Origin of the sequence: Arthrobacter sp. PGP41, from assembly GCF_002953935.1 — a bacterium.
In the GTDB taxonomy this organism is placed as follows: Bacteria; Actinomycetota; Actinomycetes; order Actinomycetales; family Micrococcaceae; genus Arthrobacter.
In genome coordinates this window covers 2,275,853-2,291,773 of sequence record NZ_CP026514.1, presented here as the reverse complement: position 1 = coordinate 2,291,773, position 15,921 = coordinate 2,275,853, and the positions used below count along the sequence as shown (strand labels likewise).

Genomic DNA, 15,921 nt, shown 5'->3' with positions numbered 1-15,921 from the left:
CCATGACTTCATCGCCGACGGGCACGCCGCAAAACCACAATGGCCTTCCATCCCCGGGCCTTGACCGAAACAGCTGGACGGAAGACCTTCGTTCGTCCATTGACCAGTCCTTCAACCAGACCTTGGCCCGGCTCAAGGAGCTGGTCGCCATCCCCGGCATCGCCTGGCCAAGCTTTGACCGGGCCCCGCTGGAACGCAGCGCCGAAGTTGTAGCGGAACTGCTCCGCGGCGTGGGACTCGGAAACGTCCAGATCCTTGGCTGCGACAAGCCTGACGGCACCCCGGGAGGGCCCGCCGTCGTCGCCCAACGGCCTGCCGCCGACGGCAAGCCGACGATCCTGCTCTATGCCCACCACGATGTCCAGCCCGCGGGTGATCAGAGTCTGTGGGAGACGGAACCGTTCACCGCCGTCGAGAAGGACGGACGCCTGTACGGCCGCGGCGCGGCGGACGATAAAGCCGGCATCATGGCGCACCTGGCGGCGTACGCAGCAGTTACGGAGGTGCTCGGGAACTCGCTGGGGCTCGGCGTCACGTTCTTCTTTGAGGGCGAGGAAGAAGCCGGCTCGCCCACGTTCCGCTCATTCCTGGAGGCAAACCGGGAACTGCTCCGGGCCGACGTCATTGTCGTCGCTGATTCCAGCAACTGGAAGGTGGGGGTCCCGGCGCTGACCACCAGCCTGCGGGGACTGGTGGACGGAACCATTGAAGTCCAGGTCCTCGACCACGCTGTGCACTCCGGCATGTACGGGGGACCGGTGCTGGATGCGCCCACCCTCCTGTCGCGCCTCATCGCCACCCTGCATGACGAGGAAGGAAATGTCGCCATCGAGGGACTGGTGGCAAGGGATACAGCCACGGTTGACCTTTCCGAGGAAGACTACCGGGCAGATGCTTCAGTGCTCGACGGCGTACGGCTGGCAGGGTCGGGCAGCATCGCCTCGCGGTTGTGGACCAAACCGGCCCTGTCCATCATCGGATTCGACGCACCCTCAGTGGACGCGGCATCGAACACCCTGTTGCCCCGCGCCCGGGCGAAGTTCAGCCTGCGCCTTGCCCCCGGCCAGGTCCCGGACGAAGCCATGGAGGCTGTGCGCCGGCATGTCGAGGCCAACGCGCCCTTCGGCGCGAAGGTGACCTTCACGCCTGGGGAAAGCGGCAACCCCTTCCTGACTGACACGTCGTCGCCGGCAGCATCACTGGCCATGTGGGCCCTGGGTGAGGCCTGGGGGGTCAAGGCCGTGGAAACAGGGATCGGCGGATCCATTCCCTTTATCGCCGACCTCACGGAACTGTATCCGGACGTGCAGATCCTGGTGACCGGTGTGGAGGATCCGGACTCCCGGGCGCACAGTGCGAACGAATCCCTGCACCTTGGCGACTTCCGCAAGGCCATCCTCGCCGAGGCCCTGCTCCTGGCCCGGATTAATGACCAGGGACTGCAGGACCGCTTCCATGGCGGCCCCAGGGCCTGATCGGAACACCGTACAGGCCGTTCCCGGGAACAACGGGGTGCCTTCCATGGTTACGTTCAGGAGTTAGAGCTACACCTCCGCCCCGCGTAGCATGTAGCTATAGCCCATACCGAAACCGTAGGGGCAGGCACCGCCAGCGCGGCGCCGCCAGACCGTCCTAAGAAGGTAGGCCAAATGAGCACCGCAACCAATGAGAACAGCACAGGTACCACCAGCACGGCCAGTGACGAACTGCCCGTCCACGAGGTCAAGCTGACCGACGTCGCAGCGGGCAAGGTACGCAGTCTTCTCGAGCAGGAAGGCCGTACGGATCTGCGCCTCCGGGTTGCAGTGCAGCCCGGCGGCTGCTCCGGACTGATTTACCAGCTCTACTTCGATGAGCGGCTCCTGGACGGTGACGCAGTCCGGGACTATGACGGCGTCGAGGTTGTCGTGGACAAGATGAGCGTTCCGTACCTCAGCGGTGCCAGCATCGACTTCGAGGACACCATCTCCAAGCAGGGCTTCACCATCGACAACCCGAACGCGGGCGGCTCTTGCGCGTGTGGGGATTCGTTCCACTAAGCCGGTTGTTTCGCCCGATGCCGGCGCCGGGTCTCCTGCCGAAAATATCGGTCTGGGGGCACGGCGCCGACATGTGGGCGAAACGCCCGGGGGAGCGGTAAGCTCTACACCGAGTAGTAAAACTTTTAGTGTGCCCGGGGCGGCCAAGGCTGCCCGGTCAACAGCAACAAGTAGGAAGGGCCGTCTGTGAGTTCGCAGAACCGAACCGGCAGCCGACGCAAAACGATCACAACGATCACAAGCTTGGCAATTGCCGGCGCGTTGGTTTTGACCGGATGTTCGCCAGAGGTAGAGAAAGGGTGGCTGCCCACTGAACGTGGCACCACCAGCAACACCGACCGCATCATGGACCTCTGGGTCAACTCATGGATTGCCGCCCTGGTTGTGGGCATCATTACCTGGGGCCTGATCGTCTGGTGCCTTGTTGCTTACCGCCGCCGCAAGGGCACGGTGGGGTTTCCGCGGCAGACCAGCTTCAACCTGCCCCTCGAAGTCTTTTACCTGACCATCCCCCTGTTCATGGTTGTGGTGTTCTTCTACTTCACCGACCGCGACCAGCAGGCGATTGACAACCGCTCCCAGCCTGCCGACGTCGTTGTTGACGTCCGTGGCAAGCAGTGGGCGTGGGACTTCAACTACAAGGCCGGCGACGTCATCCAGGAGGATGTCCACGAGGCCGGGGTGCAGGCGCACCTTACGGGCAACACCATCGATAAGGAAAAGCTGCCCACGCTGTACCTGCCGGTCAACAAGTCTGTTGACCTTGAGCTCAACGCACGCGACGTCATCCACTCCTTCTGGGTACCCGCCTTCCTCCAGAAGCGCGACATGATCCCGGGCAAGACCAACTACATCAGGTTCACCCCCACCAAAGAGGGCACCTACGACGGCAAGTGTGCCGAACTTTGCGGCGAGTACCACTCCGAAATGCTGTTCCGCGTCAAGGTGGTGTCGGAATCCGAATTCCAGGCCCACATGAACGAGCTGCGCGAAGCAGGCAACACGGGTCTCCTCGGCGTCGAGTACGACCGCAACCCGAACGTGAACGAAATTAAGTAAGGGGAGCGACGTGGCTACGTACACTCAATCCGCACCCACCGGAGTCCTTGCAGCTCCCGTGGTTCCGAAGTCCAAGGGACGCGTCGTCGTCAACTGGATCACCTCCACCGACCACAAGACCATCGGGTACATGTACCTGATTGCGTCCTTCGTATTCTTCTGCCTGGGCGGCGTGATGGCGCTGCTGATCCGCGCCGAACTGTTCGAGCCCGGCATGCAGATCCTGCAGACCAAGGAACAGTACAACCAGCTGTTCACCATGCACGGCACCGTGATGCTGCTGATGTTCGCAACGCCGCTCTTCGCGGGGTTCGCGAACGTGATCATGCCGCTGCAGATCGGCGCGCCGGACGTCGCGTTCCCGCGGCTGAACGCGCTGGCCTTCTGGTTCTTCCTCTTCGGTTCCACCATTGCGGTGTCCGGCTTCATCACCCCGCAGGGCGCGGCGTCGTTCGGCTGGTTCGCCTACGCGCCGCTGTCCAACACCACCTTCAGTCCGGGCGTCGGCGGTGACCTGTGGGTGTTCGGCCTGGCGCTGTCCGGCTTCGGCACCATCCTGGGTGCGGTCAACTTCATCACCACCATCATCTGCATGCGCGCCCCCGGCATGACGATGTGGCGGATGCCGATCTTCACCTGGAACACCCTGGTGACGGCCATCCTGGTCCTGATGGCGTTCCCGCCGCTGGCAGCAGCACTCTTCGCCCTCGGCGCGGACCGCCGCTTCGGAGCCCACATCTTCGATCCCGAAAACGGCGGTGCCGTCCTCTGGCAGCACCTGTTCTGGTTCTTTGGCCACCCCGAGGTGTACATCATCGCGCTGCCGTTCTTCGGCATCGTCTCGGAGATCTTCCCGGTCTTCAGCCGCAAACCGATCTTCGGCTACAAGGGCCTGGTCTACGCCACCATTGCCATCGCCGCCCTGTCCGTAACGGTGTGGGCACACCACATGTACGTCACCGGATCCGTGCTGCTGCCGTTCTTCGCCTTCATGACCATGCTGATCGCGGTCCCCACCGGCGTGAAGTTCTTCAACTGGATCGGCACCATGTGGCGCGGTTCGCTGACGTTCGAAACCCCGATGCTCTGGAGCATCGGCTTCCTGGTCACCTTCCTGTTCGGTGGCCTGACCGGCATCATCCTGGCGTCCCCGCCGCTGGACTTCCACGTCTCGGACTCCTACTTCGTGGTGGCGCACTTCCACTACGTGGTGTTCGGCACCGTGGTGTTCGCGATGTTCGCCGGGTTCTACTTCTGGTGGCCCAAGTTCACCGGGAAGATGCTGAACGAGCGCCTGGGCAAGATCCACTTCTGGCTGCTGTTCCTAGGCTTCCATGGCACGTTCCTCATCCAGCACTGGCTGGGCGTTGAAGGCATGCCCCGCCGTTACGCGGACTACCTGGTGGAGGACAACTTCACCTGGATGAACCAGTTCTCCACCGTGGCTTCGTTCGTGCTGGGCGCCTCCCTGATTCCGTTCTTCTGGAACGTCTACATCACGTGGCGCAGCGGTGAAAAGGTCCAGGTGGACGATCCCTGGGGCTTCGGCGCCTCACTGGAATGGGCCACGTCCTGCCCGCCGCCGCGGCACAACTTCACTTCGCTGCCCCGGATCCGTTCCGAGCGGCCCGCCCTGGACCTGCACCACCCGGAACTCCGCCAGGTCCACACCGTTGAGTCGCCGGCGCCGGCCGCCCAGGTACTCGGAAATGCCGACCAGAGGGACAACTGACAATGAAAATTGAATCTTGGATTTTTGGTGCCGGAGTCTTCTTCTTCGTTCCGGTGTCCCTGGTATACGGCTTCCTGACCAACTGGGGCGAGTGGGTGGGCATCCTTGGCATCCTGCTGGTGGGCGGCCTCGCCGGCATGATCGGCGGCTACCTTGGATTCACCGGCAAGCGCGTCGGCATGCGCCCCGAGGACCGCAGCGATGCTGAGATCCACGAAGGCGCGGGCGAGCAGGGACACTTCAGCCCTTGGAGCTGGTGGCCGCTGGTCCTGGGCATCGCGTGCGCAACAGGTTTCCTGGGCCTTGCGGTCGGTTTCTGGATTGTGTTCATCGCGGCCGGCCTGGCAGTCGTGGCACTCATCGGCTGGGTGTACGAATACAGCCGCGGAGACCACGCGCACTAGCGCTTCTTCACCAACTACGACGTCGGGCCCCACCATTTGGTGGGGCCCGACGTCGTTCGTATTGCTCGCGGCACGTCCTAGGCGGCGCCCTGCGACTCCAGCAGTTCACCCAGCGCCCGCAACGCGTCCTCGGCCTCCTGGCGCCCCAACGGGCCGCTGAGGGCCGCGTCGCTGATACCCAGCTCCACCATGCATCCCTGGTGGAAATCCGCCGCCATCACCTGCAGCAAAGAGCGCGCATCAACGCTCGAGCTGCCCTCCTTCGAGATGGTCACCGGCAGGCCGGTCTGCGTAGCGGCCCGTACGAAGACGGCGGCAGCCCGGGCGTGCAGCCCCACCGAGGCTTTGACCACGGCGTTATGTGTTGGCAAAGGGACTCCTTCATAATGACGGCCCCCCTCCGTCGAAATCGCGTTTTCATGACAAATATAGGGCCTGTCAGGTTGCGCCGCTAAACGGCGGGACAAGGTGGACGAAGCTGGTCTAGACCTGACCTAAAATTGGAGGGTGAACTTTAACGCAGGGGAAGCAACCCATGCCGGCTAGTGCGGCAGCCATCACCGGCAAAATCGACCGGTCCAGTGGCACAGCCATCTACGTACAGCTGCGCGAGATTCTGCGTACCTACATTGCGGACTCCTGCCCGCCCGGCTCGGCCCTGCCCTCCGAACGGGATCTCGCCGAGCGGTTCGGCCTTGCCCGCATGACCGTCCGCCAGGCGATTGATGCGTTGGTAGGCGAAGAAGTCATCGAAAGAGTGGTGGGCCTGGGGACATTCGTCCGCCGGCCAAAGGTCGATCTCCAAGTCAAGCTGACGTCCTACAGCGAGGAGATGCAGCGACGGGGGATGGTCCCTGCGGCGAAGGTCCTGAGCTTTGAGCAGATTGCCGCCAGTGCGTTCCTTGCGCGTGAACTGCAGTTGGATGAGGGAACGCCGTTGGTCCGTTTCCGGCGCCTGCTCCTGGCTGACGGTGAACCCATGAGCGTTGACGAGAACTTCATTCCTGCGCACCGGGTGCCGGGACTGCTGGACGGGGAACCGCCCACGTCGCTGTACAACGTCCTCAGTGAGCAATTTGGGCTGGTGATGGAATGGGGCGAGGACATGATCGAGGCCACCGCGGCTTCGCCGTCCACCGCCCGGTTGCTGAACGTGGAGGTGGGAGCGCCGCTCCTGAAAATCCAGCGGCACGCCTTCGTAGCCAGGGCTATGGTGGACTATTCCGTCTCCTACTACCGCGCAGACAGGTACAAGCTGTGGGTGCCGCTGCAGCGCCCGGGGGCACGCCGGGCACGTAACCACTGAGCCGCCCGTTGGCGGGCTGTCCGCAGCACACGGAGTGCAGACCGTGTGCTGCGGACATACGGAAAGGCAAACAGGAAGGCCCGGTCCAAATGGACCGGGCCTTCCATGTTTCCCGTGTAAACCCTAGTGGGACAGGCTCTTTGCTTCCTCGGGTGCTTCCACCGCAGCGTGGCCGTGGCCGTGCGCAGCTTCAAGCTCAGCAGGAGTCGCAGGTGCTACCCGGTCCTCGAAGAACCACTTGGAGAGGAACGCGCGTCGCTTTTCCTTGCGGGTTACGACGCCGTGTTCATTCGGTACGGCGGGGAGAACCTCTGGCGATTCGAAGCCCACCAGCTTGTAGCGCTTGTACTCGTCCAGGGGCGCGTGAACCTCGATGAACTCGCCGTGCGGGAGGCGGACAATGCGGCCCGTCTCGCGTCCATGCAGGGCGATCTCGCGGTCCTTGCGCTGGAGGGCCAAGGCCACGCGCTTGGTGACGATGAAGGCGATGACCGGGCCAATAAAGAACAGGGCCCGCAGCCAGTACGTGACGTCGTTCAGGGAGACGCTGAAGTGGGTGGCGATGAGGTCGGACCCTGCAGCTGCCCACATCACGCAGTACCAGACGAAGCCGGCCATACCGATGGCCGTACGGGTGGGAGCGTTACGGGGACGGTCCAAAACGTGGTGCTCACGTTCGTCCTTGGTGACCCAGCGCTCGATCCACGGGTACATGAACATGACCGTGAACAGGATGCCTGCCGGGACCAGCGCCGGGAGCAGGACATTCAGCGTGAGGGTGTAACCGAAGATGACGTACTCGAAGTGGAAGTCGCCAATCACACCCGGCATCAAACGCAGGGCGCCGTCGACGAACCCGATGTACCAGTCGGGTTGGGTACCGGCGGACACGGGGGAGGGGTCATACGGGCCGTAGTTCCAGATCGGGTTGATCGTGAAGAAGCCTGCCATGAGGGCCAGGACACCGAAGACGATAAAGAAGAATCCACCGGCCTTGGCTGCGTAGACAGGACCCAACGGGTAGCCGACAACGTTGTTGTCGTTGCGGCCGGGGCCCGGGTACTGGGTGTGCTTGTGAATGACCACCATGAAGAGGTGAAGGACGATCATCAGCAGGATGAGTGCCGGCACCAGCAGGATGTGCAGCATGTACAGGCGCCCAATGATTGCGGTGCCCGGGAATTCTCCACCAAAGAGGAAGAAGGAGATGTAGGTACCGATGACAGGGATGGACTTGATCACACCGTCGATGATGCGCAGGCCGTTTCCGGAAAGCAGGTCATCAGGCAGCGAATAGCCGGTGAACCCGGCGGCCATGGCCAGGATGAGCAGGACGCCGCCCACTACCCAGTTCATTTCGCGGGGCTTGCGGAAGGCGCCGGTGAAGAAGACCCTCAGCATGTGCACTGCGATGGAAGCCACGAACAGCAGTGCTGCCCAGTGGTGGACCTGGCGCATGAACAGGCCGCCGCGGATGTCAAACGAGATGTCCAGCGACGAGCTGTACGCCACGGACATCTCGACGCCCTTCAGGGGAACGTACGAGCCGTCGTAGTGCGTCTCGGCCATGGACGGATCAAAAAAGAATGTCAGGAACGTGCCCGAAAGCAGGAGGATGACAAACGAGTAGAGGGCCACTTCGCCGAACATGAAGGACCAGTGGTCCGGGAAGACCTTGCGGCCGAATTCGCGGAGGATTCCGGAACCGCCCACACGGGCATCGACGAAGTCGGTAATCCGGCCCGTCTTGGTTTTGGCGACGAAAGCCGGCTCAGCTGGTGATGCTGCGCTCATGCATATCACGCTCCCAATAACTTGGTCCTACAGGTTCTTTGAAGTCGCTGGTAGCGACCAAGTAGCCCTCGTCGTCAACTGCGATGGGCAGCTGGGGGAGAGGACGGCTGGCGGGGCCGAAGATCACCTTGCACTCTTGGGTGAGGTCGAAGGTGGACTGGTGGCACGGGCACAGCAGGTGGTGCGTCTGCTGCTCGTAGAGGGCAACAGGGCAACCGACGTGGGTGCAGATCTTGGAGTAGGCGACAATGCCGTTGTAGCCCCAGTCCTCACGGCCCTGGGAGGGGTTAAGCGATGCCGGGTCCAAGCGCATGAGCAGCACAACGGCCTTGGCCTTTTCGTTGAGCTTGCCCTCGTGGAGGTCGTTGAGCCCTTCCGGAATGACGTGGAAGGCGGAGCCGATGGTGACGTCCGAGGCCTTGATGGGCGTTCCGTCAGGGTCCCGGGCAAGCCGCTTGAGCTTGCCTTCCTGGGGTGCCCACATGGTGTGGGCCAGTTTGTCGTCCGGGCGAGGTCCGAGGTCACCGAAGATGGCGACGGCGGGCAGCGGCGCAAGGGCGACGGCACCGAGGAGGGTGTTCCGGATCAGCGGACGGCGCTTGATGCCCGTCTCTTCGACGATGTCATCGACGATGCGGACTGCCGCCTGGCGGTCCTCCTCGTAACGGATCGCGTGGCGTTCCTCGGAAACTTCGTGGTCCGGCATGAGGGCCTTGGCCCAGTGCACAATGCCGGTACCGATGCCGAGCATGGCAAACGCCGTGCCAAGGCCCAGCAGCATGTTCTGAAGCCGGATGGTGCCGATGCTCGATTCTTCGCCTCCCAGGTCAATGGCGAAGTACGCCACCAGGAAGATCAGGGTTCCAACAACAGAGATGCCAAATAGTAAGGCGACCTGCCGTTCTGCCCGCTTTGCGGCCTTCGGGTCCGTGTCAGCCAGGCGCAAACGGTGCGGAGGGATTCCAGGATCCTGGAATTTCTCCACCTCATTCTGACCAGCCGTAGCTACGGTGCCCGAGTGGTTCGGACTGCCGTCACTATGGTTGCCCATAATTCGCCTCATCCTTCTCTCGTCCCGGCGGGTGCCGGGTTAGTTTCTAATATCAAGCTGCTGACGGATCAGCAGAAGTGTGTGGTGGTTCCCAGGGGTCAGGACGTCCGGGAAGTCAGCCAGATCGTGAAGGCGATGATGACACCGAGGCCTGCAACCCAAACAAACAGGCCTTCCGCCACCGGGCCCAGGGACCCGAGGTCTGCTCCGCCCGGCGAGCCGCTGGTTTCGATCTGCTTCAGGAAGGTGATGATGTCCCGCTTACCTTCGGGGGTGATGTTCGAATCACTGAACACCGGCATGTTCTGGGGGCCGGTGGCCATGGCTTCGTAGATGTGCTTGCCGGACACGTCCGCGAGTGCAGGGGCGAACTTGCCGCGGGTCAGGGCGCCGCCGGCTGCTGCCGCGTTGTGGCACATGGCGCAGTTGGTGCGGAACAGCTCGCCGCCTGCTGCTGCGTCGCCGCCTTCGTCAAGCAGGCTTTCTTCAGGAACCGCCGGGCCGGCACCCAGGGAAGCGACATAGGCTGAAAGCTGCCGCGTCTGCTCATCGTTGAACTGGACGGGCTTCTTCATGGCCTGCGGACCGTTCATCTGCATCGGCATGCGGCCGGTACCCACCTGGAAATCGACAGCTGCTGCGCCAACGCCAACCAGTGAAGGCCCGTCCTGGCTTCCGCTGGCACCCATGCCGTGGCATGTGGCGCAGTTGGCCGCAAACAGCTTGCCGCCCTCTTCCACGTCATTGGCGCTGTAGGAAGTGCTGGAGGCCTTGGCCTCGTTGACGGTGGTAGCCGCGGCGTACAGCCCACCCGTGATGAGGAGCCCCATCAGGAGCAGCGCTAGTGCTGCTAGTGGGTGACGCCGCTTTTGTGAGAGTGCCTTCACGTGGTGGTTCCTTTATTCGATCCTGCGCCGGCTCCGGGAGCCGCTACCTGAAATTCTGCCTCTTGTAGAAAAAGAATCAAAGCTGGCTACTTGAGTACGTAGATGACCAGGAAGAGGCCGATCCACACGACGTCCACGAAGTGCCAGTAGTAAGAGGTGACAATCGCTGACGTCGCTTCAAAATGCCCGAACTTCTTCGCGGCGAAGGACCGGCCCATGATGAGCAGGAAGGCGATGAGGCCGCCGATGACGTGGAGGCCGTGGAAGCCGGTGGTCATATAGAAAGCGGAGCCGTAGGCGTTGGAGGACAGCGAGACGTGCTCAGAGACCAGCATGGCGTATTCCATGGTCTGTCCGGCTACGAAGAACGCGCCCATCAGGAACGTCAGGGTGAACCATTCGTTCATTCCCCAGCGGGCGAACTGGAAAGCGCCCCCGGTCCGGCGCGGCTGAAGCCGTTCAGCCGCAAAGACGCCCATCTGGCAAGTAAAGGAACTGGCCACGAGGACGATGGTGTTGACGAGCGCAAAGGGGAAGTTGAGCTTGGCTGTCTCATCGGCCCACATCTGCGCACTCGTGGAGCGCAGCGTGAAGTACATGGCGAAGAGACCGGCGAAGAACATCAACTCGCTGGACAGCCACACAACGGTTCCAACGGAAACCATATTGGGGCGGTTCAGCGTGGGGTGCGCCGGGGTACTGGGGGCATGGGTCGCAGATGTCACATAGACATTATGTCTGTAAAAGTCCGTGCTGCCCAACGCAAACCGCCTTTTCGGGGGACTTTTTCTACAAAGACGCGAAATCGCCCGGAAAAGTTCCCGGAGGGGTTCACATTGGTCACGCCCCGGCACGCTCGATAGCATCAGGAGGTGACTTCACAGGCTTCCGCACCGTCCGGCAATTCTTGGCCCCGCCTGATCTCCGCCTTAATTGGCGGTACTGACCTGACAGCGGACGACACCTCCTGGGCGATGGACACCATCATGTCGGGAGAGGCCACGCCCGCCCAGATTGCCGGATTCCTGGTGGCGCTCAGCTCCAAAGGCGAGACGGTTGAGGAGCTCTCGGGCCTGGTGGCTGCAATGCTTGCCCATGCGAGGCCTGTGACCATCTCCGGCGAGAAGCTGGACATCGTCGGCACCGGGGGAGACCAGTTAAACACCGTGAACATCTCCACGATGGCAGCCCTGGTCGCCGCAGGGGCCGGCGCCAAAGTGGTCAAGCACGGCAACCGGGCCGCGTCGTCGTCGTCCGGCTCCGCCGACGTACTTGAAGCCTTGGGTGTGCGGCTCGACCTGACCGTCGACGAAGTGGCCCGCAACGCCGAAGAGGCCGGAATCACGTTCTGCTTTGCGCAGGTGTTCCATCCCTCGTTCCGCCACACCGCCGTTCCCCGGCGGGAGCTGGCTATCCCCACCGCTTTCAACTTCCTCGGCCCCCTCACTAACCCTGCCAACGTGCAGGCCTCAGCGGTCGGCGTCGCAAACGCCAGGATGGCGCCGCTGGTAGCTGGCGTGCTGGCGCAACGGGGGAGCAGGGGCCTGGTTTTCCGCGGCAACGACGGCCTGGACGAGCTCACCACCACGGGGCCGTCCACAGTGTGGGAGATCCGTGATGGCCGGGTGACAGAGCTGACGTTCTCTCCGCAGGACCTGGGCATCCGCCTTGCCACCGTGGAACAGCTGCGTGGTGGAAACGCAGAGGTGAACGCGGCCGTTGTCCGGCAGGTCCTCGCCGGCAAGGAAGGACCCGCCCGGGACGCCGTCCTGGTCAACGCAGCGGCCGGACTGGTGGCCTTCGACCAATCGGCCGAGGGCCCGTTCCTCGACCGGATGCGGACGGCTTTTGCCCGCGCCGCCGAATCCATTGATACCGGGGCCGCCGCAGCCGTCCTTGGGAAGTGGGTCGCGCTCACCGCCCGGTGAGCACGGCCAGTTGCCTACTGCTCAAAGCCCAGCGAGAACGCTGCGTCCAGGTCATGCTGGGAGTAGGCGCGGAAGGCAATATGGGTTGTGGTGTGGACCACGGCAGGGACCTTGGAGAGCCTGTCGGCGATGACGTCGGCCAGGTCCTCGTGCCGGTGGACCCGTGCCACGGCAATGAGATCCCATTCTCCGGTGACGGAATAAACCTCGCTGATTCCCTCGATCGCGGAGATTTCCTCGGCTGTTTCAGGAATGCGGGCAGCGTCGGTCTTGATCAGAACGAATGCAGTGATCACGTTGAACCCTTCCGGATCTGTTGCGCCGTAGCAGTGCCCGGCAAGTTTCTGCTGCCAGCCTATTACATTGGCAGGAGCCTGCGGCCGGGCACCCCTGGCCTGTTCAGGCGCCGCGGCGGCGCCGGAACATCGCCAGCAGCAGGCGGTAGCCAAGCAGCAGGAGCCCCAGGCTAAGCAAGGCCACCATGACAAACGGGAGCACCACGGTCTGGCCTGTCAGGGCGCGCAACACCATCCCTCCTGCCACGCTGCCGAGCCAAACGGCAATGCCGGCGGACCGTACCGAGAGGGGATCCCGCCATGCCCTTGCGATGATCCACCCCATCGCAGCACCCGCCAGGAACGGCCAGGCGGTCAGCATCACGCCGGTCACCACGTCGCCGCGCTGGTGGGCGTCGCGTCCGACGGCGGCGAACACCAGGATCATGACGGCGTCGGCTCCCGCCGCTGCCAGGGGCAGGCGGACGGCATGCGGTTTCACATTGCGGGAAGTCATGGATCCGAGCTTAACGCCAGCCGTTGTGTGCCGTGGACCGCGGCATTAGGCTCAAGCCGGAAGGGAGCCACCATGCCTCGAAAAATCGGGACCTGCCTCTGGTTCGACAACCAGGCGGAAGAAGCGGCACAGTTCTACACTTCGGTTTTCGACGATTCAAGAATCCTCAACATTTCGCGCTTTGGTGATGGCGGACCCGGCGCGGCGGGCGAAGCGATCGCCGTCGACTTTGAACTCGAAGGGCGGGGCTTCACCGCCCTGAACGGTGCCCGGGGATCCGCCTTCACTGAAGCTGTCTCGTTCGTGGTGGACTGCGAGGACCAGTCCTCGGTGGACCGGTACTGGGCAGCTCTGACAGACGGCGGCTCAGAGAGCCAGTGCGGTTGGCTGAAGGACCGTTTCGGCTTGTCCTGGCAGATCGTCCCCTCAGTCCTCCCGTCCTTGATCGCAGGCCCCGACCCCCACGGATCGCAGCGTGCCATGCAGGCCATGTTGGGGATGCGCAAGCTGGACATCGCCGAACTGCAGAAAGCGTATGACGGCTGACCCTGCCGGGAAACCCGCTGCAGTCTCCGGTGGACCCGTGTTGCCGAAGTATCTGCTGTTGGAGGCCGGGTGAACAAGCCACTGTGGATCTGTTGCCTCGTTGGCGCCGCTGTTGGAATTACCCTTGGGCTCGCGGTCTTTGACAGTCCGTTCCTTGGTTTTGCACTGGGACTTGGGATTGGGGCCGTGGTTGGCGCCGGGATCGGGTCCACGCGTTAGATTCCGTACGGGGTGGCCTCCGCTTCGGATAGGGACCTCTCCCTTAGGAAGTATGGGGATGGCCCCATTGACAGGACCCACCGTCCTGAGGATGCTCATTCGTACCATCCACCACATGTTTTGTTGAACCGAAATCAGGTTCCCATGGGCGCCGACGGCTATGGAGAGTTGAAACTGGAACTGCTCGGGTCCTGGCGTCTCTGCCGGGACGGCGTGGTTGTGCATGTTGCTGCGCGCCAGCAGCGGCTGATCGCGGCGCTGGCCATCAAGGGTCCGCTTCTCCGAACCTATCTCGTCGGCTTGTTGTGGCCCGAGTATCCGGATTCCAAGGCGTTGGAGAGTCTGCGCGTCAGTGTCCACTTGGTTTCACGCCAAGTGCCCGGGCTGATCGTCAACGAGGGCCGGATGCTGTACCTCAGCGACAACGTGGACGTTGACCTGAGGCGGGTCCGGCTGCAGGCCAGGACGCTGGGCGGTGCAGGGCTGAAGGGAGACCCTGCATCCTTGCTGGACGGGCTAAGTGATGCCCAACTGCTTCCCGGCTGGTACGAGGACTGGATGATCGTTGAACAGAGCCGGCTGCAGCAGGACCGCTTACGGGCTTACGTAGCCATCGCTTCGTATTCACTTGCCGTGGGTGACACCGGGACGGCAGAGGCAGCCGCCGAGGCCGCGGTGGAGATCGAGCCACTCTATGAGACTGCCGTGAAGCTCCTTATTGAGGCTGAATTGCAGCACGGCAATCCCGCCGCCGCGCTCAGGGCTTACGAAGGCTACCGGAAGCAGCTTGGGGAAGAAATGGGTTTGCTGCCTTCGGACTCGGTGAGCGCGCTTCTTGCCGGGGCCCTTGAGCGGCGGCCGGGTTTGGGGACGGAACAGTCAGTTCCTCCCCGTCACCCCTGGCTGAGCGGCCAGCCAGCGCTTGACCACGCTTAGGACCTCCGCGGGGTCGGCTGTGGCCACGGTCCTTTGAGTGCTGCTGGGAGTCTGTCCGAAGGTTATCCTCGCCCGAAAACCCTGTGGGTGGCCGGGCTCGTGCCAGGTTCGGATGACCATGAAGCCGGCGGAGGGGGGCTCCTGCCCTGGTCGTTGGTCGCCCGCTGGCTCGGACCAATGCTGCTCTTGCATCATCCCGGTCACCCCGCCCCGTCCTGGCTCAAACGCTTGTGGGAAGGTACAGGCTTCCGCCGCGCCGATCCCCTGGCTGCCAGAAGTGCCCTCCGTTGAAGTGGAGGGCTTACCCTTCGTCCCTTTGATCTTGGTGGAGGAAAATCAGGAGTTGGCTCGCGTTTCCGAAATATTGACGCAAGATTGGCGGCGGGGCTCCCATCCAGTGCACGTGGTGCCGTTACCGGTGCCGTGAGCCGCAAGCCCGCTCACGTTCTGAAAGTGACCGTTCCGGGTGAGGGGGAGCGGCGCAGTTCCACCGCGAGCGTGTGTGGTCCGAGTTGGGTGAGTCCGGAGCGGACAGTTTTTGGAAGCGGGAACTGCACATATCGCTCCGAGTCCTATGCGGGCGCTGCAGTTCCCGCTTAGCTGTCGGTTTCCCGTTCGTTCCTTGCTGCAGTCGGCTATTAGAAATACATACCGAATATGGACGCCACGTAAGCAAGGAGCAGGACGTATCCCAGTGCGAAGGCCGTTTGGTAGGGCCATCGAGTGCGGCGAAGTTCCCGTTCACCTACTGAGTGCTGAGCGGCCGTCCCGGGGCGGACCGCCCGAATTGGAGGCAGCTGGACTCGAAAGATGCTCACAGCGAAAACTTGGAGGATTGCGGCCGCGTAGGCCAGCAAGGGCTGGCCGAGGAAACCGGTGACGGCGGGAAGCAGGAGTTCCACTCCGATGGCTACCACGTTCCCTGCCAACTGGAGCCGTTCGAAGAAGTGATCCGCTCGGGATCCTTCCTTGATGGGGAATCGATAGCGTCCGGCTACGCAGACTGCCACTGAAGCAAGGACTATGGCCAGCAGTATCAGAAACCGTTCCATCTGGGTCACCTCCTGCTAGCCGTCGGGGCACTGCGATCATGGATACGGGGATCGCAGTGCACTCCAATGAGGTCCCCGCGCACTAGCAGCCACGTCCCCAGGGAGAAGCCTCGCAGATCATCCGTCACGAGACCGACCTTAGTTGTTCGCGGACCGACCGTGCTGCAGCGAGGTCA

Annotated in this window: 17 protein-coding genes; 9 read left to right on the top strand and 8 right to left on the bottom strand. The window is 63.0% G+C overall.

Annotation, left to right across the window (positions count from 1 at the left end; translation table 11 throughout):
* Window positions 1–2: 2 nt before the first annotated feature.
* From C3B78_RS10425 to C3B78_RS10405, 5 genes are all read left to right on the top strand, one after another.
* The gene (locus tag C3B78_RS10425) at window positions 3–1,475 is read left to right on the top strand and encodes a dipeptidase (protein WP_104998003.1); all 1,473 of its coding nucleotides are present in this window, start codon (window positions 3–5) and stop codon (window positions 1,473–1,475) included.
* A 174-nt stretch (window positions 1,476–1,649) separates the two neighbouring features.
* Window positions 1,650–2,039: a HesB/IscA family protein gene (locus tag C3B78_RS10420; RefSeq protein ID WP_066275924.1), complete on the top strand. Its 390-nt coding sequence runs from the start codon at window positions 1,650–1,652 to the stop codon at window positions 2,037–2,039.
* Between the two features lie 186 nt (window positions 2,040–2,225).
* Entirely contained in the window at window positions 2,226–3,098 is an 873-nt protein-coding gene (gene ctaC, locus C3B78_RS10415) for an aa3-type cytochrome oxidase subunit II (RefSeq protein WP_104998002.1), read from the top strand.
* A gap of 10 nt (window positions 3,099–3,108) precedes the next feature.
* A complete protein-coding gene (gene ctaD / locus C3B78_RS10410) occupies window positions 3,109–4,830 on the top strand; it encodes an aa3-type cytochrome oxidase subunit I (RefSeq protein WP_104998001.1) in 1,722 nt (573 codons plus the stop codon).
* A 2-nt stretch (window positions 4,831–4,832) separates the two neighbouring features.
* A complete protein-coding gene (locus C3B78_RS10405) occupies window positions 4,833–5,234 on the top strand; it encodes a cytochrome c oxidase subunit 4 (protein WP_013601026.1) in 402 nt (133 codons plus the stop codon).
* 77 nt (window positions 5,235–5,311) lie between these two features.
* Here the strand turns inward: C3B78_RS10405 and C3B78_RS10400 are convergent, their stop codons facing one another.
* Entirely contained in the window at window positions 5,312–5,605 is a 294-nt protein-coding gene (locus C3B78_RS10400; protein WP_104998000.1) for an HPr family phosphocarrier protein, read from the bottom strand.
* 164 nt (window positions 5,606–5,769) lie between these two features.
* Here C3B78_RS10400 and C3B78_RS10395 point away from each other — a divergent pair, with 164 nt between their 5' ends.
* A complete protein-coding gene (locus tag C3B78_RS10395; protein ID WP_104997999.1) occupies window positions 5,770–6,540 on the top strand; it encodes a GntR family transcriptional regulator in 771 nt (256 codons plus the stop codon).
* A gap of 123 nt (window positions 6,541–6,663) precedes the next feature.
* Here C3B78_RS10395 and qcrB read toward each other — a convergent pair whose 3' ends face one another.
* The 4 genes from qcrB to ctaE form a co-directional block, all read right to left on the bottom strand.
* Complete coding sequence (gene qcrB, locus C3B78_RS10390) at window positions 6,664–8,334, bottom strand: cytochrome bc1 complex cytochrome b subunit (protein ID WP_104997998.1); 1,671 nt, start codon at window positions 8,332–8,334, stop codon at window positions 6,664–6,666.
* Window positions 8,312–9,385, bottom strand: a complete 1,074-nt coding sequence (qcrA, locus tag C3B78_RS10385; RefSeq protein WP_104997997.1) for a cytochrome bc1 complex Rieske iron-sulfur subunit — start codon at window positions 9,383–9,385, stop codon at window positions 8,312–8,314. Before qcrA ends, qcrB begins: the two co-directional genes overlap by 23 nt.
* Before the next feature lie 98 nt (window positions 9,386–9,483).
* On the bottom strand, window positions 9,484–10,272 hold the full coding sequence (gene qcrC / locus C3B78_RS10380) for a cytochrome bc1 complex diheme cytochrome c subunit (protein ID WP_104997996.1): 789 nt from the start codon (window positions 10,270–10,272) through the stop codon (window positions 9,484–9,486).
* Window positions 10,273–10,358: 86 nt separating this feature from the next.
* The gene (gene ctaE / locus C3B78_RS10375; protein ID WP_199775232.1) at window positions 10,359–10,997 is read right to left on the bottom strand and encodes an aa3-type cytochrome oxidase subunit III; all 639 of its coding nucleotides are present in this window, start codon (window positions 10,995–10,997) and stop codon (window positions 10,359–10,361) included.
* Window positions 10,998–11,144: 147 nt separating this feature from the next.
* Here ctaE and trpD point away from each other — a divergent pair, with 147 nt between their 5' ends.
* The gene (gene trpD / locus C3B78_RS10370; protein WP_104997994.1) at window positions 11,145–12,200 is read left to right on the top strand and encodes an anthranilate phosphoribosyltransferase; all 1,056 of its coding nucleotides are present in this window, start codon (window positions 11,145–11,147) and stop codon (window positions 12,198–12,200) included.
* 14 nt (window positions 12,201–12,214) lie between these two features.
* Here trpD and C3B78_RS10365 read toward each other — a convergent pair whose 3' ends face one another.
* Together C3B78_RS10365 and C3B78_RS10360 are read right to left on the bottom strand one after the other, a co-directional pair.
* Window positions 12,215–12,496 (bottom strand): Lrp/AsnC family transcriptional regulator, encoded by a 282-nt coding sequence (locus C3B78_RS10365; RefSeq protein ID WP_013601017.1) that lies wholly within the window; start codon window positions 12,494–12,496, stop codon window positions 12,215–12,217.
* A 103-nt stretch (window positions 12,497–12,599) separates the two neighbouring features.
* Window positions 12,600–12,992, bottom strand: a complete 393-nt coding sequence (locus C3B78_RS10360) for a DUF3054 domain-containing protein (protein ID WP_104997993.1) — start codon at window positions 12,990–12,992, stop codon at window positions 12,600–12,602.
* Between the two features lie 72 nt (window positions 12,993–13,064).
* Between C3B78_RS10360 and C3B78_RS10355 the strand changes: the two genes are divergently transcribed.
* Together C3B78_RS10355 and C3B78_RS10350 are read left to right on the top strand one after the other, a co-directional pair.
* Complete coding sequence (locus C3B78_RS10355) at window positions 13,065–13,538, top strand: VOC family protein (RefSeq protein ID WP_104997992.1); 474 nt, start codon at window positions 13,065–13,067, stop codon at window positions 13,536–13,538.
* Between the two features lie 342 nt (window positions 13,539–13,880).
* Window positions 13,881–14,693, top strand: coding sequence for an AfsR/SARP family transcriptional regulator (locus C3B78_RS10350; RefSeq protein ID WP_234005373.1), 813 nt, complete (start codon window positions 13,881–13,883; stop codon window positions 14,691–14,693).
* Window positions 14,694–15,331: 638 nt separating this feature from the next.
* Here the strand turns inward: C3B78_RS10350 and C3B78_RS10345 are convergent.
* Complete coding sequence (locus tag C3B78_RS10345; RefSeq protein WP_234005372.1) at window positions 15,332–15,745, bottom strand: hypothetical protein; 414 nt, start codon at window positions 15,743–15,745, stop codon at window positions 15,332–15,334.
* Window positions 15,746–15,921: the final 176 nt, after the last annotated feature.